26 protein-coding genes are annotated in these 21,469 nt (G+C 70.0%); 12 read left to right on the top strand and 14 right to left on the bottom strand.

Annotated elements, in window-relative coordinates:
• Positions 1 to 118: 118 nt before the first annotated feature.
• The gene (locus E1284_RS24605; RefSeq protein WP_165965411.1) at positions 119 to 703 is read right to left on the bottom strand and encodes a TetR/AcrR family transcriptional regulator; all 585 of its coding nucleotides are present in this window, start codon (positions 701 to 703) and stop codon (positions 119 to 121) included.
• 77 nt (positions 704 to 780) lie between these two features.
• On the opposite strand from E1284_RS24605, the gene E1284_RS24600 reads away from it, so the two are divergent.
• Positions 781 to 2,646, top strand: a complete 1,866-nt coding sequence (locus E1284_RS24600) for a cellulase family glycosylhydrolase (protein WP_207923930.1) — start codon at positions 781 to 783, stop codon at positions 2,644 to 2,646.
• Here the strand turns inward: E1284_RS24600 and E1284_RS24595 are convergent.
• Both E1284_RS24595 and E1284_RS24590 read right to left on the bottom strand, forming a co-directional pair.
• Positions 2,639 to 3,046, bottom strand: coding sequence for a phosphoribosyl-AMP cyclohydrolase (locus E1284_RS24595; protein ID WP_131942498.1), 408 nt, complete (start codon positions 3,044 to 3,046; stop codon positions 2,639 to 2,641). The two genes, E1284_RS24600 and E1284_RS24595, sit on opposite strands and share 8 nt — an antisense overlap.
• A 46-nt stretch (positions 3,047 to 3,092) precedes the next feature.
• Complete coding sequence (locus tag E1284_RS24590; RefSeq protein ID WP_243714722.1) at positions 3,093 to 3,944, bottom strand: helix-turn-helix domain-containing protein; 852 nt, start codon at positions 3,942 to 3,944, stop codon at positions 3,093 to 3,095.
• Positions 3,945 to 3,980: 36 nt separating this feature from the next.
• Here E1284_RS24590 and E1284_RS24585 point away from each other — a divergent pair, with 36 nt between their 5' ends.
• A complete protein-coding gene (locus E1284_RS24585) occupies positions 3,981 to 4,169 on the top strand; it encodes a hypothetical protein (protein WP_131942497.1) in 189 nt (62 codons plus the stop codon).
• A 153-nt stretch (positions 4,170 to 4,322) separates the two neighbouring features.
• Here E1284_RS24585 and E1284_RS24580 read toward each other — a convergent pair whose 3' ends face one another.
• From E1284_RS24580 to E1284_RS24570, 3 genes are all read right to left on the bottom strand, one after another.
• Positions 4,323 to 5,162 carry a hypothetical protein gene (locus tag E1284_RS24580; protein ID WP_131942496.1) on the bottom strand — a complete coding sequence of 280 codons (840 nt, stop codon included), beginning with the start codon at positions 5,160 to 5,162 and terminating at the stop codon, positions 4,323 to 4,325.
• Positions 5,159 to 5,842, bottom strand: coding sequence for a hypothetical protein (locus tag E1284_RS24575; RefSeq protein ID WP_131942495.1), 684 nt, complete (start codon positions 5,840 to 5,842; stop codon positions 5,159 to 5,161). Before E1284_RS24575 ends, E1284_RS24580 begins: the two co-directional genes overlap by 4 nt.
• Positions 5,843 to 6,019: 177 nt before the next feature.
• Positions 6,020 to 6,598, bottom strand: a complete 579-nt coding sequence (locus E1284_RS24570) for a TetR/AcrR family transcriptional regulator (protein ID WP_131942494.1) — start codon at positions 6,596 to 6,598, stop codon at positions 6,020 to 6,022.
• Positions 6,599 to 6,682: 84 nt separating this feature from the next.
• Here E1284_RS24570 and E1284_RS24565 point away from each other — a divergent pair, with 84 nt between their 5' ends.
• Both E1284_RS24565 and E1284_RS24560 read left to right on the top strand, forming a co-directional pair.
• On the top strand, positions 6,683 to 8,071 hold the full coding sequence (locus E1284_RS24565; protein ID WP_207923931.1) for an MFS transporter: 1,389 nt from the start codon (positions 6,683 to 6,685) through the stop codon (positions 8,069 to 8,071).
• 402 nt (positions 8,072 to 8,473) lie between these two features.
• The gene (locus E1284_RS24560; protein ID WP_131942493.1) at positions 8,474 to 9,049 is read left to right on the top strand and encodes a GNAT family N-acetyltransferase; all 576 of its coding nucleotides are present in this window, start codon (positions 8,474 to 8,476) and stop codon (positions 9,047 to 9,049) included.
• On the opposite strand, the gene E1284_RS44090 is transcribed toward E1284_RS24560, so the two are convergent.
• The 3 genes from E1284_RS44090 to E1284_RS24545 all read right to left on the bottom strand — a co-directional run bounded on the left by E1284_RS44090 (position 9,006) and on the right by E1284_RS24545 (position 10,449).
• Positions 9,006 to 9,284: a DUF397 domain-containing protein gene (locus E1284_RS44090; protein ID WP_424923502.1), complete on the bottom strand. Its 279-nt coding sequence runs from the start codon at positions 9,282 to 9,284 to the stop codon at positions 9,006 to 9,008. The genes E1284_RS24560 and E1284_RS44090 overlap by 44 nt on opposite strands.
• A 92-nt stretch (positions 9,285 to 9,376) precedes the next feature.
• Positions 9,377 to 9,568, bottom strand: a complete 192-nt coding sequence (locus E1284_RS24550; RefSeq protein ID WP_131942492.1) for a DUF397 domain-containing protein — start codon at positions 9,566 to 9,568, stop codon at positions 9,377 to 9,379.
• On the bottom strand, positions 9,565 to 10,449 hold the full coding sequence (locus E1284_RS24545) for a DUF5753 domain-containing protein (RefSeq protein ID WP_165965410.1): 885 nt from the start codon (positions 10,447 to 10,449) through the stop codon (positions 9,565 to 9,567). The genes E1284_RS24550 and E1284_RS24545 overlap by 4 nt, the downstream gene beginning before the upstream one ends.
• A 171-nt stretch (positions 10,450 to 10,620) precedes the next feature.
• On the opposite strand from E1284_RS24545, the gene E1284_RS24540 reads away from it, so the two are divergent.
• Entirely contained in the window at positions 10,621 to 11,064 is a 444-nt protein-coding gene (locus tag E1284_RS24540) for an ATP-binding protein (RefSeq protein WP_131942490.1), read from the top strand.
• Here E1284_RS24540 and E1284_RS24535 read toward each other — a convergent pair.
• Positions 11,048 to 11,380 (bottom strand): winged helix-turn-helix transcriptional regulator, encoded by a 333-nt coding sequence (locus E1284_RS24535; protein ID WP_131942489.1) that lies wholly within the window; start codon positions 11,378 to 11,380, stop codon positions 11,048 to 11,050. The two genes, E1284_RS24540 and E1284_RS24535, sit on opposite strands and share 17 nt — an antisense overlap.
• A 97-nt stretch (positions 11,381 to 11,477) precedes the next feature.
• Here E1284_RS24535 and E1284_RS24530 point away from each other — a divergent pair, with 97 nt between their 5' ends.
• Together E1284_RS24530 and E1284_RS24525 are read left to right on the top strand one after the other, a co-directional pair.
• Positions 11,478 to 12,353: an NAD(P)-dependent oxidoreductase gene (locus tag E1284_RS24530; RefSeq protein WP_131942488.1), complete on the top strand. Its 876-nt coding sequence runs from the start codon at positions 11,478 to 11,480 to the stop codon at positions 12,351 to 12,353.
• Positions 12,354 to 12,377: 24 nt separating this feature from the next.
• Complete coding sequence (locus E1284_RS24525; protein ID WP_131942487.1) at positions 12,378 to 12,938, top strand: GNAT family N-acetyltransferase; 561 nt, start codon at positions 12,378 to 12,380, stop codon at positions 12,936 to 12,938.
• Here the strand turns inward: E1284_RS24525 and E1284_RS24520 are convergent.
• Positions 12,902 to 13,708 carry an SDR family NAD(P)-dependent oxidoreductase gene (locus E1284_RS24520; protein ID WP_131942486.1) on the bottom strand — a complete coding sequence of 269 codons (807 nt, stop codon included), beginning with the start codon at positions 13,706 to 13,708 and terminating at the stop codon, positions 12,902 to 12,904. The genes E1284_RS24525 and E1284_RS24520 overlap by 37 nt on opposite strands.
• Before the next feature lie 140 nt (positions 13,709 to 13,848).
• Positions 13,849 to 14,298: a hypothetical protein gene (locus E1284_RS24515; RefSeq protein ID WP_131942485.1), complete on the bottom strand. Its 450-nt coding sequence runs from the start codon at positions 14,296 to 14,298 to the stop codon at positions 13,849 to 13,851.
• A gap of 163 nt (positions 14,299 to 14,461) precedes the next feature.
• On the opposite strand from E1284_RS24515, the gene E1284_RS24510 reads away from it, so the two are divergent.
• Positions 14,462 to 15,655, top strand: a complete 1,194-nt coding sequence (locus E1284_RS24510) for a site-2 protease family protein (protein WP_131942484.1) — start codon at positions 14,462 to 14,464, stop codon at positions 15,653 to 15,655.
• A 52-nt stretch (positions 15,656 to 15,707) separates the two neighbouring features.
• On the opposite strand, the gene E1284_RS24505 is transcribed toward E1284_RS24510, so the two are convergent.
• Positions 15,708 to 17,168, bottom strand: a complete 1,461-nt coding sequence (locus E1284_RS24505) for an MFS transporter (RefSeq protein ID WP_131942483.1) — start codon at positions 17,166 to 17,168, stop codon at positions 15,708 to 15,710.
• Positions 17,169 to 17,369: 201 nt separating this feature from the next.
• On the opposite strand from E1284_RS24505, the gene E1284_RS24500 reads away from it, so the two are divergent.
• The gene (locus E1284_RS24500; RefSeq protein WP_131942482.1) at positions 17,370 to 17,867 is read left to right on the top strand and encodes a MarR family winged helix-turn-helix transcriptional regulator; all 498 of its coding nucleotides are present in this window, start codon (positions 17,370 to 17,372) and stop codon (positions 17,865 to 17,867) included.
• A 137-nt stretch (positions 17,868 to 18,004) separates the two neighbouring features.
• Here E1284_RS24500 and E1284_RS24495 read toward each other — a convergent pair whose 3' ends face one another.
• On the bottom strand, positions 18,005 to 18,745 hold the full coding sequence (locus E1284_RS24495) for a helix-turn-helix domain-containing protein (RefSeq protein ID WP_131942481.1): 741 nt from the start codon (positions 18,743 to 18,745) through the stop codon (positions 18,005 to 18,007).
• Between the two features lie 224 nt (positions 18,746 to 18,969).
• Between E1284_RS24495 and E1284_RS24490 the strand changes: the two genes are divergently transcribed.
• From E1284_RS24490 to E1284_RS24480, 3 genes are read left to right on the top strand one after another with little or no spacing between them, the layout of a single operon-like run.
• The gene (locus E1284_RS24490) at positions 18,970 to 19,632 is read left to right on the top strand and encodes a DUF4097 family beta strand repeat-containing protein (protein ID WP_131942480.1); all 663 of its coding nucleotides are present in this window, start codon (positions 18,970 to 18,972) and stop codon (positions 19,630 to 19,632) included.
• Positions 19,633 to 19,659: 27 nt separating this feature from the next.
• Entirely contained in the window at positions 19,660 to 20,610 is a 951-nt protein-coding gene (locus tag E1284_RS24485; RefSeq protein WP_131942479.1) for an ATP-binding cassette domain-containing protein, read from the top strand.
• Positions 20,607 to 21,380 (top strand): ABC transporter permease, encoded by a 774-nt coding sequence (locus E1284_RS24480; protein ID WP_131942478.1) that lies wholly within the window; start codon positions 20,607 to 20,609, stop codon positions 21,378 to 21,380. The genes E1284_RS24485 and E1284_RS24480 overlap by 4 nt, the downstream gene beginning before the upstream one ends.
• Positions 21,381 to 21,469: the final 89 nt, after the last annotated feature.

The following is a 21,469-nucleotide window of genomic DNA, read 5'->3' as shown; positions in this document are numbered from 1 at the left end:
CTCCAGCCCCCTGACCGCATCCGGCCTCCCCCGGCCATGCCACCGGCGCGCGGCCGAGTGCGTTGACCTGCGGCGTGTTGTTGTTATGAGCGCGTCGAAAACAACAACACGCCGCAGGTCAACGACGTGGATCGGTGATGAGAGCGGCGAGGGCGGCGGCGAAGCGGTCGGGGGCGATGTCGGCCGGCGGGCGGCCGAAGAAGCCGCGGGACAGTTCGTAGCCGGTCAGCGCGGACACGACCACGGCGAGCAGGGCGTGCGGGTCATCGCGTCCCGGGCCGGCCGGAAGGTCGCGGGCGAGGTGCTCGGCCTCCTCGGCGATGCCCTGGTCGACGAGGAGGCTGCGGACCCGCCGGGTCAGGTCGGGGAACCGGCCGTGCTCCCGGGCCAGCAGGTTCATCAGCGGCCTGACCTGCGTGAGGTACTCCAACTGCTGGACGAGCCGGCGCGTCAGCGCTTCGCGGGGATCGGCGACCGGCCCGCGCTCGAACTCCTCGCGCCGCCGCCGCGCCCGCGCCAGCTCCCGCTCGAAGACCTCGCGGAAGACCTCCTCCTTCGAGCGGAAATGCCGGTAGAAGCTGCCGCTGCCGGGGGAGAGCCCGGCGAGTTCCTCGATGTCGGTGACGGTCGTGCCGCCGAAGCCCTGCTGCTGGATGAGCTCCAGGGCGGCGTCCAGAATGCGCTCGCGCGTGGGGGATGCCACGGATGCAAGATAGTTCTTGCGGATGCAAGAAGGTTCTTGCACACTGCTGGGCAAGAGCCCCCGGAAAGGCCCCCGCCATGGCAGCGAAGCGCGTCTCGTCCGCCCGTTCCCTCCGAATCGCCGTCGTCGCGGCAATGGCCGCCGCGGGCGCGGCGGCCGTCACCGCGGCCCCCGCACAGGCCGACGTCGTCGTCTCCCCGAAACAGCAGGACTGGGTGTTCCGCGACGACGCGGGCCGGGAGATCACCCTCCGCGGTTTCAACGTCTCGGGAAGCACGAAGCTTTACGAGAACGGCCTCCTGCCGTTCCGCAGCCCGGCCGACGCGGCGAAGTCGGCGCAGGCGATGCGCGACCTGACCGGGGCCAACGCGATCCGTTTCCTGATCAGCTGGGAGGGCGTCCAACCGGCCCCCGACCAGATCGACCACGCCTATCTCGACCGCGCCATCGCGCAGATCCGGGCGTTCACCGATCGCGGATTCCACGTCCTCCTCGATTACCACCAGGACCTCTACTCCTCGCACCTGTTCAACTCCGGCAGCTGGTACACCGGCGACGGCGCTCCCAAGTGGGTGATCGACGCGGGCGGCTATCCGAAGGAGTCGTGCGGCATCTGCATCATGTGGGGCCAGAACATGCAGACGAACACCGCCGTACGGAAGGCCGCCTACGACTTCTGGCGCAACCGCGTACTGTCCACCTCGGCCGGCCAGGTGGGCGTCCAGGACGCCTATCTCACCCAGGCCAAGGCGACGATGACGTACCTCAAGCAGAAACTCCCCCAGCCCGCCTTCCAGAACATCGTCGGCCTCGACCCGTTCAACGAGCCGTTCGACGGCGGCCTCGACGGCAAGAGCGGCGTGGACTGGGAGAAGACCTACCTGATGCCCTTCTACCAGCGCATGCGCACCGCCATGGACCAGGCCGGCTGGACGTCCAAACCCACCTTCGCCGAGCCGCTCGTCTTCTGGAACACCGGCTTCTTCGAGCAGGGCGGAATGACGACGGTCGGGCAGCTCGGCACCCGGATGGTCTTCAACACCCACTATTACGACGGCGCCCGGATGACGCTGGACCCGTCCGCCGCGTCCGACGGGACCTACGACTCCGCGATGAATGAGATCCGCCGGCGCGCCGCCGACCTGGGGACCGCGCCGCTCGTGTCCGAGTTCGGCAACAAGATGACGGACAACCGCACGCCGTGGATGATCCGCGCCATGTATCAGGCCATGGACTACGGCGTCCCGGGCAAGAACTGGTGGAGCTCCCCCGCATCCGGCGGCGCGGTTCTCTCGTCCCTCCAATGGCAGTGGGACATCTACAGCGGCCGCCACCACGAGTTGATGAACGGCAACCCCGACAAGGTGCAGACGGACGGTGACGGCTGGAATGACGAGGACCATTCCGTCGTGGCGACCGACGACGCGGGCAATGTCACGCTCCGCCTCGACCAGCGCGTCCTCGACCGTCTTTACCCGTCCGCCGTCAACGGCGACACCTTGGCCTTCGCCTTCGAAGACCTGGCGCGCTCGGGCTACGGCGGCACCGGAACGCAAAAGGCGTGGCTGACCGTCCCGTCCTCAATGCCGGACGTCGCTGCACTCGTCCAGAACCGCCAGTACGGCATCCTCGTCTGGCGCTCGTCGGGCACGTCCACCCCGACCGAACTGCACCTGCCGAGTGCGTTCTCCCCGGCCGGCACCGCCGTCGTCAGCGACCTGGCCACCCTCAACGGCGTTCCAGCGTCCGGCCCGATCGCCGCCGCCACGGAAACCGGCTCCTCAACCGCCAAGAAGCTGCGCATAACCGCGCAGGACAACGCCGTCCACTTCGCCCTGGTGGTGAACACCGCAACCGGCACCCCGCCCACCAACGCCCAACTGAACGCCGCCCGCACGGCCCTCGCCACCTGGCTGACCGACGAATTCCCCGCCGCTAATTGACGGGGCGGAGGGTGTCGGCGTCGGTGAGTGAGCGGTAGTAGCACGTCGGGCGGGCCTCGCCGGAGGCGTCCTTGGTGTGGCAGGCACCGCCCGTCGTGCGGTTGACGAGATAGAGGAGGGAGTTCTGCTCGCAGTTGACGCGGACATCGACCAATGCCAGGACGTCCCCGGACGTCGCGCCCTTGCGCCACAGTTCGTTGCGGGACGTCGACCACAGCACGGCGATCTTCTCCTCCAGCGTGGCCTTGAGCGCCTGGTCGTTGGCGTAGCCGATGAACAGGACGTCGCCGCTGGTCGCGTCCTGCAGGACGACGGGCACGACCCGCGCGCCGGTCGCCGCGACGCCGGCGAGCTTGTCGAAGTCGAGGGTGAGCCGGGTGCCTTCTTCGAGTTCGTTCACCCCGCCATCCTGCCCGCTGCGACCGCCCCGCGTCGTCCCACGACACTCACACGGCTGCCGGCCGACCGCCGTCGGCGCGCTTCCGGAGAATCGCCGCGGTCGTTTCGTCGGCGGGCAGGAACGCCTCAAGGCGCAGTTCGGAGAGCGTGACGTCGACGGCGGTCGCGAACGACGTCAGCGTGGTGATGAGGCGCAGTTCACCCTCCGGCACCCGCAGTCGAAGCGGTACGGCGAAGCCGAGATGGCCGGCCGGCGACTCGAGGGCGGGCAGGTAGCCGTCCAGTTCTTCGATGAACTCCGCCAGCCCGGGGGCGGGGGCGCGGACGGCCTGGTCGCGCAGGCTGCCGGTGATGTGGCGGCCCCATTCGGCCAGGTTCCCGACCCTGCGGGCCATCCCGTCCGGGTGCAGGGCGAGGCGCAGCACGTTCACCGGCGGTTCCAGCAGCGCGGGCGCGGCGCCCTCGGAGAGCACATCGAACGCCGGGTTGGCGGCGACCAGTTCCCCGTACGGCCGGACGACTACGGCCGGATACGGCATATGCCCGTCGAGGATGCGTTCCAGCGCCTCGCGCACCGGCTCGAGTTCGGGGGCGTCCAGGCTCGTTTCGGCGTAGACGGGTGCGTATCCGGCGGCGAGCAGCAGTTCGTTGCGGTCCCGCAGCGGCAGGTCGAGGGACTCGGCGAGCCGCACCACCATGGCGCGTCCGGGACGTGAGCGCCCCTGTTCGAGGAAGCTCAGGTGCCGCTGGGTCGTGTCGGCCCTGATGGCCAGGTCGAGCTGGCTGAAGCGGCGGCGCGGCCCGACGCGCTGCACGTGCTCGTCGTCCCGCCGCAGGAGGTCCGGGATGCCGCCGCGTCGCTCGCCGTCCCGGCGCCACCGCTGGAGGTCCGCGGTCACGACGCCTTGAACGCCCGCGTGGCCAGGGCTTACGAGATGTTCGTAGCGCCGGGCGAGCACGTCTTCGAGGCCGCCGCCGAACCGGCCGTCCTGCTACCGGACGTGGTCGCCGTCCGCTGGACGATGGTGACGACGGGCACGCGCGAGACCGTCGGCGGAGGCGTGGACGTCCTCGCCCTGGACGCCGACGGCCGCATCCGCACCGACCACCAGTTCATCGGCTGATCCGCTGCACAGGCCTCGCCTCGGCGCGTGGCCTCCCGCCTTGGGCCGCTTCGCGCTACCGGGCCGCCATCGCGGCTCTTTCTCGCGCCCGGCGTCTGGCGCCCACGAGCACCGGGCATAACGCACGGCGGTCGTGGGCGCTCGTCCGACTGATCAGTAGCGGATGGGCCAGAGAAGCGGCCCGACCACGTGCCAGTCGCCGTCGTGCCCCGGGTATTGATGGTGCAGGTGGGAGACGTACCAGAACACCAGGTCCTGCCCGTCGATGCTCTCGTTGTTGATATGCGAGAATATGTCGGCTGATCGGGGCGAGCCCAAGCGGCCTTTCAGGTCCTCTTCCCCGTGGTAGGCGACAACGTACATGTCGGCGGGCTCGAACGCATCGCATGGAGCATCGTTCGGACCGCGGTTGATGAGGTAACCGCGCTGGGTCTGCTTATCGATGACCGCCCAGGAATTCGCGGAGATCGTAACCTGCCAAGTCTCCTTGGGGAGCGGCATCCAGCCGGGCCCATATCCCCAGTTTCCACCGGTGTTCATGTGCGCGAGCGCCAGATCGCCGGCGGCGCCTTCGATGTCGAAGTCGAATCTGTAGTAGACGTGGTGCTGGTGGGTGGCCGGGTGCTGCAGGCCCGCACTGTGGAGTTGCGGCAGGATGAGTCCGTCGCTGCGGAAGAACCATCGGTTGATGAGGTGGTACCTGCCGATGATGTGGTAGCTCTCCACGACCAGATGGCGGAAGCCGGACTGGACATGTTCGTAGGTCTTGACCGGGCCCCGCATATTCCAGGTGCTCAGCTGGTCCTTGTACGGGCCGTTGTTGGATTCGTAGTGGACGCGGATCATCGGCAGGCTGGCCTTGTGCAGCACCTTCATCCCGCGGAAGTACACGTCCCTGAAGGCGATGGCCTCGCTGTCGCCGTCGATGGCCTCCCAGCGGAAGCGCCAGACCGGCGCCTCGGGAGGCCAGTTCACCTGGGCGGAGGAGCTCACGGGGCCACCTCCTGCGCGATGAGGCCGGCCTCGACGATCTCCTGGGCGCTCAGGTCGACGATGGCGAAGGCCGTGGGCACGTAGCGGTCCGCCGGGCCGAAGCGCAGGTCCACGAGCCGGTGTCCATGGCGCGGGCTGCCACCGTCCTCGTCCTCGACGATGAGACCCACGCCGGTGGAGACGTCGATTCCCGCCTCGGCCAGCCGGCCGTCGTCGCGGACGATTTCCACGGCCTGCTTCTGTTCGGATTCGGTCAGCGCCGGCTGGTAGCTCTTCTCCGCCACCTCGATCACCGCCCGGCGCATCGGATCGATCGTGACTTCGACGACGACATCGTCCGTGTAGTTATAGATTCCTACCAGGGGCAGTTCGGTCTCACGATCCATTGAGCGCGTTCCCACGTCAAGAACCTGGTGACGCTTGCCCTCTAGTTTCCGGGTGACCCTGTCGGATTCGAGAGCGAGAGCGAGATCGACCGCCTTCTGCCGGATGTCGGTGGTGAACCATGACTCCAGCGGCTCCACTTCGACGGCTTTCGTCTCCGCCGGGGCCAGGTATTCGCTGAAGTCGGGTACATCGATATAGGGCGGGTCGATGACGGGCCCCAGATTCGGTATCTGGGCGCTGAGCAGACCGGGCGGCGGAAGTGCCCCCGGTGGCTGTTCATATTGACGGCTCATGTTTTCCTTATTAGGCCGGATCTGTCCGGAAGGCTTCATCCCCTTTCGCGGTTGCGTCCAGTCTCATCGACGGGCAAAGAGAGCGAAACGGCTTGCCCGGGGAATGGTGGGAGCTCGGGCGCTTGGGCTCGCGCACTTGGGCTGGGGCGCGCTCTCCGGCGGGGCCGCCGACCTCGGTCAGGCGGCCAGGATGGACTGGATGGTGGCGGTCACCACCCCGGCCGTCTCCTCGGGCTTGAGGCGGTCGGCGTGGTTCTCCTCCGCGGCGCCGTGCAGGACGTAGTGGACGACGTTGACCAGCCACGTGAGCGGCATGTCGGTGCGGAAGACGCCTTCGTCCTGGCCGCGGCGGATGAGGTCCTCGACACGTTGCGCGGGTCCGGCGTGGAGTTCGCGGATGCGTCCGGCCGGGAGGGTGCCCTGGGCCGCCGCCAGAATCGCCGTCGACTCGGCCACGAGCGACCAACTGGATTCCAGCAACCGGGTCAGCGCCTCTTGCGCGGGCCCGGTCAGGTCGACGTCCGACAGCACCTCTTCACCTGCGCGGACAGCGTCGGCCATGGCCGCATCGACCAGTTCCTTCCGGTTCCGGAAGTGGCCGTAGAGGGTCATGCGTCCGACTCCGGCCGCCTTGGCGATGTCGTCGATGCTCGCGCTCGGGTCGCGGCTCAGGCATTCGCGGGCCGCGGACACGATGCGGGCGATGCTGCGCTCGGCGTCCGCGCGCCGACGCCGGCCGGGGCTGGCTGGAGGCATGCCCGCATCCTAACTCGTACGGGAATGTACGTGTTACTCTCCAAGAACTCGTACGGCGTAGTACGAGTTAAGGAGATGATCGTGATGTCGCACCGTCCGTCGCCGGCGCACCCTTTGCGGTGGCGCATCCTGGGGATCCTCGGCGTGGCCCAGCTGATGCTGATCCTCGACGTCACCGTCGTGGCCATCGCGCTGCCGCACATCGAAACCGACCTGGACCTGAGCCGCCAGGCCGTGACCTGGACGATCAGCGCCTACACCCTCACCTTCGGCGGCCTGATGCTGCTCGGCGGCCGGCTCGCCGACCTCATCGGCGCGAAGCGCGTCGTCCTCGCCGGGCTGCTGATCTTCACCGCCGCGTCCCTGGTGACCGGCCTCGCCGACTCCGGCGGCCTCCTGCTCGGCGGCCGCATCGCGCAGGGGGCCGGCGCGGCGCTGCTCTCGCCGTCCGCCCTGTCGCTCGTGGTCAGCCTGTTCGACGGCGACGAGCGCAACAAGGCGCTCGGCGTCTGGTCGGCGCTGGGCGGTGGCGGCGCCGCACTGGGCGTCCTCGTGGGCGGGGCGCTGACCGCCGGGCCCGGCTGGCCCTGGGTGTTCTACGTGAACGTCCCCATCGGCCTAGTGATCATCGCAGTCCTCGCCCGGATGCTGCCGCGCCAGACCGTCACCGCGCCCCGGCCCCGGTTGGACGTCCTCGGTGCGCTGCTGGTCACGGCCTCGTCCGGCGCCTTGATCTACGCGTTCATCCGCGCGGGGGACGACGGCTGGCTCACGTCCGCGACCGGCTTGCTGATCCTGCTCGGCGCGATCGGCTACGTCGCGTTCGTTTTCCGCCAGCGCACCGCCCGCTCACCCATGATGGACGTCTCGCTCCTGGTCAGGCGTCCGGTGGCGACGGGCACCTTCCTGATCCTGATGGCGACGGCCCTGATGATCGCGGTGTTCTTCCTGGGCACGTTCTACTTCCAGCACGGGGAGGACTACGGCGCCATGCGCACCGGCCTGCTCTTCCTCCCGGTCGCGCTCGCGACGATGTTCGGCGCCAACCTCACCGGCCGGACGCTCGCCAAGGCCGGAGCGCGCCCCCTCGCAGTCGCCGGCCTGCTCACCGCCGCCATCGGCATGGCGCTCCCCGCCCTCGTCCTGAACCCGGTGACCGCCGTGCTCGGCACGGCGATCGCGGGCGCCGGCACAGGCGCGATGTTCGTCGTCGCCTCGGCGACCGCGCTGGGCCAGGTGGCACCGCACGAATCGGGCATCGCATCCGGAATCGTGAGCACGTTCCACGAGTTCGGCGCGTCCATCGGAGCCGCGGTGATCTCCAGCGTCGCCGCCGCGAGCCTGACTGGCGACACCCTGGACGGCTTCACCAACGGCTTCGTCCTGGCCGCGATCACCGCCACCGTCGCCGCCGCCGCATCCGCCGCCCTAACCCCGCCCCGCCCCCGCGAGCCCCTGCACGCCCACGACTAGGTCACCCGTCGTTGACCTGCGGCGTGTTGTTGCTTCCGACGCCCTCATAACAACAACACGCCGCAGGTCAACGCACCCGGTGAACCTTGGTGGGCACCGCTCTAGTGACACACCACCCGTCCCTGATGACGGCCGACCCGCAAGTGGCGGACGGCCTAGCCGACCCGATCGGCCGCACCCCGTCCGACGCCTGGCGTAACCTGGCCCTCTTCATAGGGCTGGTGAGCGGGTGCTGGTCCAGGTGATGACGCTGGTTGAGGTCGTCCAGCAGGGACGGGCCGCGGGACGGTTAGATGGGCGTGGGCCACGGCCACCACTCCGCGACGGCGACGCGAGTTTCCGGGAGCCCTTGTCACTGTAATCCGTTTTGTGCGGCATCACGGCTCTGTCAGCATGAAGCCCATGCGCCACCCTCTTGACACGCTGGACTGGCCGATTTCCACCGACCGACTGGTGCTGCGCCGCGCTACCCCCGACGACCTGGACGCGACCTGGACCTTCCGGCGACTGCCGGAGATTCACGAATGGGTCGGGGCGGCACCGGCGACGTACGACGACTACCGCGAGCGTTTTCTCCGCGAGGATCGGCTCGCAGACCTGCTCATCATCGAACTGGACGGCCGGGTGATCGGCGATCTGACACTGCGGGTCCATGACGCTTGGGCCCAGGAGGAGGTCGCTGACCAGGCGAAGGGCGTCCAAGGAGAACTCGGGTGGACGTTGGATCCCTCCTACGGCGGCAAGGGCTACGCCACCGAAGCGGTACGCGCCCTCATCGACATCTCCTTCGGGAGTCTTGGCCTGCGCCGCCTGCACGCGGACTGTTTCTACGACAACGAACCTTCGTGGCGGCTGATGGAGCGGGTCGGGATGCGCCGCGAACAGCACACGGTGCGAGACTCTCTCCACCGCACCAAGGGATGGCTCGACGGTCTCACATACGCGCTCCTGGCCGAGGAATGGCCTGCTCCCCAGTGATGGGCCCTCGCCGCCGCTCTTCTTGCGGCGCCGGCGGACGACGCCGGTGATGTGGGACAGGGTCAGGCGCGACAACGGCAGCGGAGCACGATACTGACCCGCCGTCCTTGAAATAGACGAGCAGCGCGTCCCATGCATCCTGGGTCAGGACGAGATGCGGCCCGTCCGGATCGGTCGAGTCGCGAACACCCACCACATCGTCCCGCCCAAGGACAGCGGCGCGCACTCCACGCATGTCTCGGGGTAGTTGCCGCTGTGACTGCTCCTTCGCAAGTGAATCGATTGTGGGGAACGCACAGCCTTCCTCCAACCGCCTCGGACTGTGCTCTACGATCCGTCACGCTTGAGCTGATTGAGCAGCGCTCCCCACGCCTCCCGACTCAAGGCGAGACGCGGCCCATCTGGGTCCGTCGAGTCGCGGACGCCGATCACGACGTGACGACCGGATGGCAGGCGAGCACACTCAACACAGTTTTGCGACTGACTGCCACTGTGGCTGCTCTTTCGCCAGTGATTCATCTGCCGCTCCTCTCGGTTACCGGGGTCTGAAGCTCGCGGACGGCCTGCTCGATTCGGTGGCGGGTCTCAGCCTCAGAGAGAGCGACCCTGCACAGCTCCGTCTGAAGGTCTCGGTACGCTGCGACGTCGTCCTCGTCCTCAACGAAGATCGTCCGCCGGAGCGCGTCCACGATCGCGATGGGGAAGCTCCCCGCTTCAACGTCCAGGATCGTGAACGATCCGTCAACACCCGGGTTCTCGGGGGCGGTGAACGGGAGAAGTTGCAGGTGGACGTTCGGCCACTCCATGAGTTCGAGCAGATACCGGAGCTGGTCGATCATGACCGGACGCCCGCCCATGCACTGGCGGACCGCGGCCTCACCGACCACGACTTTGATCACCAACGGATCTGGGCGGGTGAGGGCCTCCTTGCGGGCCATGCGGTATGCGACGCCTTCATCGAGGTCGCTCAGGCCGCTGCTGGGAACGGAGGCCATGACGGCGCGTGCGTACTCCGGGGTCTGGAGGAGCCCGGGGATGAGGTCGGTGTGGTACGTGAAGAGCTCCGAGGAGTCCTGTTCGAGCATCACGTATTCGCCGTAGTTCGGGCCTTTACCCGGGAGCTTGTGCCGCCGGATCCAGTCGCGGGAGGGGCCGCCGGTGGCGAGGCCGATCAGCGCGGTTCTGAGGTCGTCGTCCTCCTGGAGGCCGTACATCATCAGGATGTAGTTGATCTCGTGGACGCGTGCCACGATCTGGGCGTTCTCCATCCGACTGAGGGCGGACTTGGAGATCTTGAGAAAGGCTGCGGCCTCGTCGAGGGTGAGGCCGCGGTCTTCGCGGATCTTGCGTAGCTGGACGCCGAGTCGCCTGCGGCGAACGGTCGGGGGTTGTGTCGCCATGACACTGATTGTCACCAACGAAACACAGACTGTCATGCATCTTTTCAAAAGAGGGAAATCCCGCTTTTCACATGTCCCGCAGGGCCGTCCTCCCCCTCTCGATGAAGCGGTTGTGGCCTCTCACCTGGGCATTCATGCTGGCGGGCGTCATTTACCGAAGGGAGTGAGGCAATGACGCCCTGTGAGTCCGAGCCGCAAGACATGCGGTTGCTCGGGACGATCACGATGCCCGGCGTGCCGCGGTCCGCGCAGGTCGCGCGTGCCTTCGTGAGGGTGGTCGCGACCCATGTGGACGACGAGGCGCTGTCCGACGTCGTCCTCTGCGTGGACGAGCTGGTCGCCAACGCGTGCGAGCACACCGCGTCCGGCACGGGCGGGCAGGTCACCGTCGTGGTGAGCGCCCGCGAGGACGTGCTGCGGGTGACCGTCCTCGACCAGGGTGGCGCTCAGAAGCAGCCGCGCGTCCGCGCCGATCCGTTCGCGGAGGACGGTCGTGGGCTGTTCCTCGTCGATGCGCTCTCCAAGAGCTGGGGGTCGCATCCCGCGTTGAACGGCACCGCCGTATGGGCGGAGTTCCACGCGGTGCCGGCCGAGAACGTCAACGGTGGGCGATGACGTTCTCCCGCCCCCAGGCGCCGAGCGGGGCCAGGGCCTCGTTGAGCGAGACGCCGCGCGGAGTCAGCGAGTACTCGACGCGCGGCGGCACCTCGTCGAACACCTCGCGGTGGACGATTCCGTCCTGCTCAAGCTCGCGCAGTTGGGCGGCGAGAACCTTCTCGGTCACGCCGGGCAGCTCCCTGCGCAGCTCGCCGAATCGGTGGGGCCGCTCGTTGAGCGCCCAGAGGATCAGCCCCTTCCACTTGCCGCTGATCACGTCCATCGCGGCGTCGATCCCGCAGATGTACGACCCCGGTCGCTGTGCCGTCCGCATCGTCCCGCCCCCTGACCTCGTCGCTGACGCCAGGGTAACCACGCACTTCGAAGTGCGTACTTGATCATGTGCGCGGCCGGGACCCAGCCTGGACGGCATGGGACATGACTCTGAGCAGATCAGCGTGCTCGGCCTCGGCGCGATGGGCACTGCGATCGCTCGCGCATGGCTGGCCGCCGGATACCAGACGACCGTGTGGAACCGGACGGCGAGCCGCGCCGAGCCGCTGGTCGCCGAGGGCGCGAAGGCGGCGGCGACCGCCGCCGAAGCGGTCGCCGCGAGCGACCTGGTGATCGTCTGCCTGCTCGATGACGCGTCGGTCGGCGAAGCCCTCGCAGACGCCGGTCTGGCGGGCAAGGATCTCGTCAACATCACCACCGGCACCCCTGGTGACGCCCGCGAGCGCGCGGAATGGGCGGCCGGACGCGGGGCCCGGTACCTGGACGGCGGGATCATGGCCGTCCCGCCGATGATCGGCGTCCCCGAGTCGGGCGCCTACGTCTTCTACAGCGGGTCGCCGGAGCTGTTCGCCGAGCGCCGCGTCGCGCTGAGCATCCCGGCGGCTGCCAAGTACATCGGGGAGGACGCCGGTTCGGCGGCCCTGCACGACGTGGCACTGCTGAGCGCGATGACCGGCATGTTCGCCGGAATCGCCCACGCGTTCGCGCTGACGCGCGGGGCGATGTCGCCGAAGGAGTTCGCGCCGCCGCTCATCGAATGGCTCACCGCCATGGCCGGCGGGGCGGACGAGATGGCGGCGCACCTGGAGACCGGCGACTACACCTTGGGCGTCACGTCCGACCTCGCCATGATGGTGCAGGGCAACAGGACACTGCTGCGCACGGCCGAGGAGCAAGGGGTCGGCACCGAACTCCTCACCCCGTTCATGGCCCTGATGGAACGCCGCCTCGCCGACGGCCACCCCGACGAGGGCACCGCCGGCGTGGTGGACCTGCTGCTCCGCGAACCGTAAGGGCGCCTCAGGAAGGGGACCACGATGATCGTGAGACCGGCCGAACCCGCCGATCTGCCGACGCTCGCACCGCTGTGGCGGGCGGCCTGGCTCGACGGCCACGAAGGCCACGTCCCCGCCGAGCTGATGGACGCGCGCGGCCCCGACCACTTCGCCGTCCACACCGAGAAGTACATCGCCTCTACCCTCGTCGCCGCCGAGGCCGACGGCCGGATTCTCGGGCTGATCATCCTCGGGGACGACGACGGCGAGGTGATCCAGCTGGCCGTCGACGGCTCCGCCCGAGGGAAGGGCGTCGGCGGCATGCTGCTGCGCAGCGCGGAGGAACGGTTCCGGGGACGGCATCGCGAAGCATGGCTCGCGGTCGTCCCCGGCAACACCCGGGCCCGGCGCATGTACGAGTTCCACGGATGGCGCGACACCGGCCCGATCACCTACCAGGCCCCCACCGCGTCCGGCACCGTCGACGTCCCCGTCCACCGCTACGTCAAGGACCTCACCGCGAGCGACGCAGAGGCCCCCGGCCCTGCGGCCGGGGGTCCTGAACCTCAGAGTTCCTTGAGGAAGCCGGAGTCGACGGCGTAGTCGGCGCCGGTGGTGCTCGCCGCGCGGGGGGACGCCAGGTGGACGATCACGTCCGCGACCTCCTGCGGGTCGGCGAGGCGGCCGGTCGTGAGGGCCATCATCTCGGCGGCGCCTCCGTTCAGCACCGCGTCGCGGTCGGAGCCGGTCGCTCCGGCGATGATGTCGGCGGCGCCGCCCTCGTCCGTCCACCACGGGGTCCGGACCGGGCCGGGCGAGACCGCGTTGACCCTGATGCCCTGCGGCGCGTACTCCTCCGACAGCCCCAGCGTCAGGTTGGTCAGCGCCGCCTTCGCCGCGTTGTAGTCGTAGTTCATCGGCCCGGGGCGGCGCCCGTTCCCTGACGAGACGTTCACGATCGACGCCGTGTCACTGCGCAGCAGGTGCGGGATCGCCGCCCGCACCGCCCGGACCACCGCGAACAGGTTGAACTCGAACATGTCGCGCCAGTCGTCGTCCGACGGGGTCAGGAAGCCGAACCGGGGCAGCGTCGCACCGGGAGGCGGGCCGCCCGCGTTGTTGACCAGCACGTCGAGGCCGCCGAACGCCTCCACCGTGCGCTCCACGGCCATCGCCGGGGCGGACGGGTCCATGAGGTCGGCCGCCACGTGCAGCAGGTTCGGCCCGGCGAGCGCGTCCAGCTCCGGACCCGCCTTGCGCGACACCGCCGCGACGCGGGCCCCCTCGTCCAGCAGCGTCCGCACGACCGCCAGCCCGATGCCCTTCGACGCCCCGGTGACCACCGCAACGCGTCCGGCAAGCCGCAGATCCATGGGTTTCCTTCCAGAGAGCGAGCACGCCCGGTCGGACGTGCACCCCCTGAACCCCGAGACCGTTGGACGCGTTGCAAGCGAGAAGCACAGAACAGCTCCTTCTCCGCGCCTCGAGCTTCAGCCCGGTGAACCGCGGGAGGTCAGCGGAGGGCGTCGTAGACGCCGGCGGCCACGGCGCCGTAGGCCAGGTGCGGGACGACGTCCATGGCCCAGTCGGAGGCCGACCACTGGCGGGGGTCGGTCAGCCCCAGCACGGTCATCGGCGCGCTCGACCCGAGCATCGCCAGCGTGGTCAGCAGCGCGGTCCCGATCGGTTTCGGGAGCCGGCGGCCGCCGGCGATCAGGCCGTACAGGAGCCCGGCGCCGAGGCCGGTGCCGAGGCCGAGCATCGGGCCGAGGCCCGCCTTCCGGTTCTCCGCCGCGTCCCCCTCGCCGAGATCGACCCCGGCGGCGCCCGTCATCATCTCCACGCTCTCCTCGGGCGTGCTGCTGGCCGGACGTCCCCGCACCGCCATGTCGAGGTAGGTCACCACATTGAGGGCGGTGGTCCCGGCGGCACCGGCGACCAGACCGCGCGTCAGTCTGTCCATGCCTCCGCCGTTACCCGCCCCATCCGCGAAAGCACCCGAACGCGTCCATCGGCGCGGATCCGCCGCGGTCGAACGGCCGGGCCGGACGGCGCCGCGCGGCATAGACGTCCGGGCAGCGGGTACTCCTGCGCTGGCTGGGAAGCGCGGCGGACGAGGGAGACCGATGAGGGAGTCGATCCGGCTCGGTCGTATCGCCGGGATCAACGTCGGCCTCAACTACAGCGTGATCGTCATCGTGGTGATCCTCGTCGTCGGGCTGGCCTTCGGCCGGTTCCCCGAGGTGAATCCCGGGTTCCCCACGTGGGCCTACATCGTGGCGGGCATCGCGAGCGCGCTCCTGCTGCTGGTGTCGCTGCTCGTCCACGAACTGGCGCACGCGGTCGTCGCGCGCCGCAACGGCATCGAGGTCAGCGGCATCACGCTGTGGCTGCTCGGCGGCGTCGCCGAGCTCCGCGGCGAACCGCGCAGCGCGGGCGCGGACCTGCGCATCGCCGTCGTCGGCCCGCTCGCCAGCCTCGCGGTCGGCGGCGTCTTCGCGCTCGCGGCGGTCGTGGCATCGGCCGCCACCGGCCCCGGCCTCGGTGTGGAGACGCTCGCCTACCTGGCCGGCATCAACGGGATCCTCGCCGTGTTCAACCTGGTCCCCGCCGCCCCGCTGGACGGCGGACGGGTCCTGCGCGCGTTCCTGTGGTGGCGCCGCGGCGACCGGACCGCCGCCGCGATCACCGCCGCCCGCGCGGGCCGCGTCTTCGGTTTCGTCCTCATCGCGCTCGGCTTCATCCAGTTCGTCGCCGGGGTCGGTTTCGGCGGGCTGTGGCTGATCCTGATCGGCCTCTTCCTCGTCGGCGCCGCCAGTTCCGAGGAGCAGCAGACGCGGGTCAACGCGGCGCTGCACGGGGTCCGCGTGGGCGACGTCATGACGCCCGACCCCGTCGTGGCGGACGCCGAGCGAACGGTGCAGAACCTGATCGACGAGGTCGTCCTCACGCACCGGTTCTCGACGTATCCGCTGGTCGAGGACGGACGTCTGGCGGGCCTGGTGACGCTGAACCGCATCCGGGCCACCGAGCCCGGGGAGCGCGCGACGCTCCGCCTCGCCGACATCGCCTGCCCGCCCGGCGAGGTCCCGACCGCCCACCCGGACGACCCGCTGACCGACCTGCTGCCCCGGATGGCCGGCTGCACCGATGGCCGCGCCGTCGTCGTCGGCGCCGGGGGCCAGGTCGTGGGCCTGGTCAGCCCGAGCGACATCAGCCGGGCGATGCAGACCAGCGACTTCCGCGGCAGCCGCCCCTATCCGCCGCCGCGCGGCGCCGACCTGACGATCCCGCACGGGAAGCACCCCTGGTCGTCCTGACCGGCGGCCGGAGTGGGACGCGCGCGGCCGGCGCCGGCCGGTCATCGGCGGGTCAGCTGTCGCCGGCGACCTGCTCGGAGACCGCCACGCGCTCCAGCGTCGCGCGGTGGGCACCGGCGGCGCGGCGCCCGGACGGGATGGCGGCGGAGACGGCCGCGGCCAGCAGCGCGACACCGCAGCCGATCAGCAGCCCGACGCGGAAGCCGTTCTCGGACGCGATCCGGTGCCCGCCGAGGTCGATGGTCATCTCGGCGAGGACGACGCCGATGACGGCCGCGCCGATCGAGGTGCCGAGCGAGCGCATGAGGGTGTTGAAGCCGTTCGCGGCGGCGGTCTCGCCGAGCGGCACCGAGCTGATGATCAGCGCGGGCATCGCGCCGTAGGCGAGGCCGACCCCGGCGTTGATGATCATCAGGCCGACCATGAGGCCCCAGGCGGCGCCCATCAGCGCGAGGGACGCGCCGTAGCCGGCGGCCACCACCAGGATGCCGAGGATCAGCGTGACCTTCGGTCCCCGGATGTCGGTGAGCTTCCCGCCGATCGGGGAGACGAGCATCATCACGATCCCGGCGGGCGCCATCCACAGGCCCGCGGCCAGCATCGACTGGCCGAGGCCGTAGCCGGTCGCCTCGGGGTACTGCAGGAGCTGCGGCACGATCAGCATCGAGGCGTACATGCCGACCCCGACGAAGATCGAGGCGAGGTTGGTGAGCAGGACCCGGGGGCGGGCCGCGGTGCGCAGGTCGACGATCGGCTGCCGGGTGCGGACCTCCCAGAACCCCCAGCCGACCAGCACCACGACGGCGGCGGCGAACAGCCCGACCGTCGTCCCGGACGTCCAGCCCCAGTCGGCGCCCTTCGACACCGCGAGCAGCAGGCAGACCAGGCCGATGCCGAGCCCGGCCGCGCCGGGCGCGTCGAAGCGCTCGCCCTCGGCCCGCGCCGGCACGTCCGGGATGAGCCGCCAGATCAGCACCGCGATGAGCGCGGCCAGCACGGTGGACGCCCAGAACAGCACCCGCCAGCTGGTGTACTCGGCGACGGCCGCGGCGATCGGCAGGCCGAGGCCGCCGCCGATGCCCATGGACGCGCTGACCACCGCGATCGAGGAGCTGAGCTTCTCCGCCGGCACCACGTCGCGCAGCAGGGCGATGCCGAGCGGCACCATGCCCATCCCCATGCCCTGCAGGCCGCGTCCGATGATCATCGGGACGACCGAGGACGACAGCGCGCACACCACCGAGCCCGCGATCAGCGGTACCGCACAGACCAGCAGCATGGGGCGCTTGCCCACCAGGTCCCCGAGGCGGCCGAAGACCGGCACGCAGACGGCGCCCACCAGCAGCGTCACCGTGATGACCCAGGCCGCGTTCGACGACGAGGTGTGCAGGATCGTCGGCAGGTCCTGGATGAGCGGCGTGACCAACGTCTGCATGATCGCCGCCGTGATGCCGGCGAGCGCCAGCGTCACGACCACGCCGCCCGAGCGGGCTGCGGGTTGCGGTGCGTCCATACGCGGACTCCTCGAACGTCTCGTCGTGTCCGTCCGGCCGGCGACCGGAACCGGATGTGCACGGTACACGTAATATGTATCAAGCACATGATGTGCGCAATGCAATCCCCAGGGCAGTGGCGGACGCCACTCTGCGAGGATGGAGAGGCCCGGCCGCCCCCGAAGAAGCGGGCGGCCCCGGCGGGAGGAGGCGCACCGGCCATGGTCAGGCCCACGCACGACATCGAGTACGAGCAGATGCTGCTCAGCCGGCACGAGGTCATGCGCCATCGGGCCGGCCGCCTGGAGCGCAGCGCCTACGTCCTGCTGAGCCGCATCCGCCTCCAGGGGCCGATGTCCATCGGCGAGCTGAGCGAGGCGTTCGGGCTCGACGCCTCGACCCTCAACCGGCAGACCGCCGCGGCGATGCGCGCCGGGCTGCTGGAGCGCATCCCCGACCCCGAGGGCGGCATCGCCCGCAAGTTCCGCATCACCGCCAAGGGCGCCGCGCTGCTGGACGAGGAGCGCGCGATCATCATCAACGGCCTCGACCGCGTCATGGCCGACTGGTCGGACGAGGACATCGCCACCTTCGCCGCCTACCTGCGCCGCTTCAACACCGACATCGAACGCCTCAGCGGCCGCACCTGGCCCCGTCCGGCGAACACGGAGAAGGGCCCGGACGCCGAACACCCGGCCGGCACCAGGCTCCACGCCTGACGCCCCCGAGTACGCAGGGTCTCGGCGGGACGGTCAGAACCGCGCGCCCATGACGGCACGGGCGTCGTTGGAGAACCGGTGCCCTGACGGTCGCGGAGGTCACCTCACCGCGGGCTCGCGGCCGGCCTGAGCGCCGCCTATCCGTCGGCCGAGTCCGGCCGGGGCGTCTCGGGGTTCGTGTAGAGGATGTCGCGGGCCTGCTCGGCGGCGCGCATGAAGCTCTCACCGACGAAGTCGAGGTAGCGCGCGATGTTCTCGAGCCGGATCGCGGCCGGAGTGCCCGGGCCGAGCACGCCGACCCCCTGCCGGGCGACCTCGACCTGGCTGGCGATGTCCCGGGCGCTGGCCATCATCGACTGGTAGTAGAGATCGTTGTCGACGACGTAGCGCTCGCGCCGGCGCTCATCGCGTTCCCGCCGGACGAGCGTGTACTTCTCCAACGAGGCGATCGCCTTGGAGATGGACGCCGGGCTGACCTGGAGGCGCTGGACGAGCTCGGACGCGGTGAGGCTCCCGGAGTCGGTCGTGTAGAGGCAGACCAGCACCCGCGCCTCCATCTTGGGCAGCCCCGACCCCATGAGGACGGTGGTGAACGCCTCCTCGTACTCGCGGACGGCCTCGGGGTCGCGTCCGTGCGGCAGGTGCACCGGCGCCGCCCCCCGGGACGCGGCGGGCGCACGCCGGCGGGCGCGCTGCTCCGTCGCGCGATGGGCCAGCTCGGCGCGGTACCCGGCGGGGCCGCCGTTGCGCATCACCTCGCGCGTGATCGTCGAGGTCGGACGGTCGAGCCGCCTGGCTATCTCCGCGTAGGCGAGGCCGTCGGCCAGCCCCGAGGCGATCTGCCGGCGCTCCTGCTGGGTGAGCCTGCCCCCTGGCATCGCGTTCTCCTTCACGCTCCCTGATGCCCGCACCATAGCGTTCACACCACGCTCATTGCAACACAACACCCTCCCAGCATTGCATTATCTCGATCTCCATTGCAACACTTTCTCCGTTTCAACCTGCAGAAATGCAACCACAACGCAACAAGTATGTTGAAGGATTTTCAAACGCAACGTAGCGTTTCCAACATCGGAAACAACGAGCAGCCAGGAGAGACACCATGCAGACCTTCGCCACCCCCGCCCCGATCGCCGCCGTCGTCAACGTCCCCGCCGGGCGCGTGCAGGTCATCGCCGCCGACCGCGCCGACACCACCGTCGAGGTCCGTCCCGCGAACGCCTCCAAGGGACGCGACGTCAAGGCCGCCGAGCAGACCGAGGTCGAGTACGCCGACGGCGTCCTGCGGATCGAGACCGCGGCGGCGAACGGGCTCCGCGGTCCCTCCGGATCCGTCGAGGTGACCATCAAGCTGCCCGCCGGCTCCCGGGTCGAGGGCAAGGCGGCCGCCGCCGAACTCCGGACCGTCGGCCGCCTCGGCGACGTCGCCTTCGAAGGCGCGTACCACCGGATCAAGCTGGACGAGGCCGCGAGCATCCGCCTCACCGCGACGGACGGCGACGTCGAAGTCGGCCGCCTGACCGGCCCCGCGGAGATCGGCACCGCGTGCGGCGACATCCAGATCACCGAGGCCGTGCGCGGCAGGGTCGTGCTCCGCACCCAGTCCGGTGACATCTCGGTCGGCGCGGCCCCCGGCGTCTCGGCCTCGCTGGACGCCGGCACCGGACACGGCCGCGTCAGCAACTCCCTCAAGAACGACGGCACCGCCGGACTCGACGTCCACGCCACCACCGGCCACGGCGACATCGCCGCCCGCAGCCTCTGACGAAGCACCCCGCTGAAGGAGCCCCCCATGACGAACCCGGCGATCGCGGCCCGGGGACTGCGCAAGTCCTACCGCGACAAGAGCGGCGAGAAGGTCGTGCTCGACGGCGTCGACCTGTCCGTCCCCGAAGGGACGATCTTCTCTCTGCTAGGCCCGAACGGCGCAGGCAAGACGACGACCGTCCAGATCCTGTCCACCCTGCTCAGCCCCGACGGCGGAACCGTCCAGGTCGCCGGCCACGACCTGATGCGCGAAGCGGACGACGTGCGCGGCGCGATCGGCGTCACCGGCCAGTACTCGGCGGTCGACAAGCTGCTCACCGGCGAGGAGAACCTGCTCCTCATGGCCGACCTCAAGCACCTGTCCCGCCGGGACGGCAGGCGCAGGACCGCCGAGCTGCTCGACCGGTTCGATCTGGCCGACGCCGGACGCAAGCCGGCCGGCACCTACTCCGGCGGCATGCAGCGCCGCCTCGACCTCGCGATGACCCTGGTCGGCGACCCCCGGGTGATCTTCCTGGACGAGCCGACGACCGGCCTCGACCCGCGCAGCCGCCGCGCCATGTGGGGCATCGTCCGCGACCTCGTCGAGAACGGCGTGACGATCTTCTTGACCACTCAGTACCTCGAGGAGGCCGACGAGCTCGCCGACCGGATCGCCCTCCTGGACCACGGACGGCTGATCGCCGAGGGCACCGCCGACGAGCTCAAGCGGCTCATCCCCGGCGGCCACATCGAACTCACCTTCGCCGACGCGGACCTGCTCGGCGCGGCCCGGACCGTCCTCGACACAGCGATCACCAACCCCGAGACGCTCACCCTGCAGGTGCCGAGCGACGGCAGCGTCCGCGCGGTCCGCGAACTGCTCACCCTGCTGGACGAGCGCTCGATCGACATCGCCGAGATGAGCGTCCACACCCCCGACCTCGACGACGTGTTCCTCACCCTCACCGGCCGACAGAAGGAGACCACCCGATGAGCACCCTCACCCTCGCCGCGCGCGACTCGTCCACGATGGTCCGGCGCCAGCTCAAGCGGATGCTCCGCTACCCGTCGATGACGGTGCAGCTGATCGTCACACCGGCCGTCCTGCTGCTCCTGTTCGTCTATGTCTTCGGCGGGACCCTCGGCAGCGGGCTCGGCGGTGGCCGCGCCACCTACGTCAACTACATCGTCCCCGGCATCCTGCTCATGACGGCCGCGACCGCCGCGACGGGAACCGCCGTCATGGTCGCCACCGACATGACCGAGGGCATCATCGCCCGCTTCCGCACCATGCGGATCTCCCGGGCCTCCGTCCTCACCGGCCACGTCGTCGCGAGCGTCGTCCAGCAACTGCTCGGCATGGCCGTCATCATCGGCATCGCCCTGGCGATCGGCTTCCGCCCCGACGCCACCGCCGTCGAATGGCTGGCCACCGCCGCCCTGCTGACCCTGTTCGCCGTGGCCATCACCTGGCTGTCGGTCGCCCTCGGCCTGAAGTCGCCCACCCCCGAGGCCGCGAGCAACGCCCCGATGCCCCTGATCCTGCTGCCGTTCCTCGGCAGCGGCTTCGTCCCCACCGACTCGATGCCCACCGCCCTGCGCTGGTTCGCCGAGTACCAGCCCTTCACCCCGATCATGGAGACCCTCCGCGGCCTGCTCCTCGGCACCCCGATCGGCAACAGCGCCACCACCGCCACAGCATGGTGCGCAGGCATAGCGGCCCTCTCCTACCTATGGGCCAAGAACACCTTCAACAAGCCCTGACAGATGCCCCCAACCCAGGGCCGCCGGACCCCCAGGCTCCGACGGCCCTGCCCCACACCCAGATGTGGTCACCCCGCAGCCCTCCGAAC

This window comes from Actinomadura bangladeshensis (assembly GCF_004348335.1).
Taxonomy (GTDB): Bacteria; Actinomycetota; Actinomycetes; order Streptosporangiales; family Streptosporangiaceae; genus Spirillospora; species Spirillospora bangladeshensis.
Note: the sequence above shows the minus strand (reverse complement) of the source record. Positions and strands in the feature narration are given on the sequence as shown.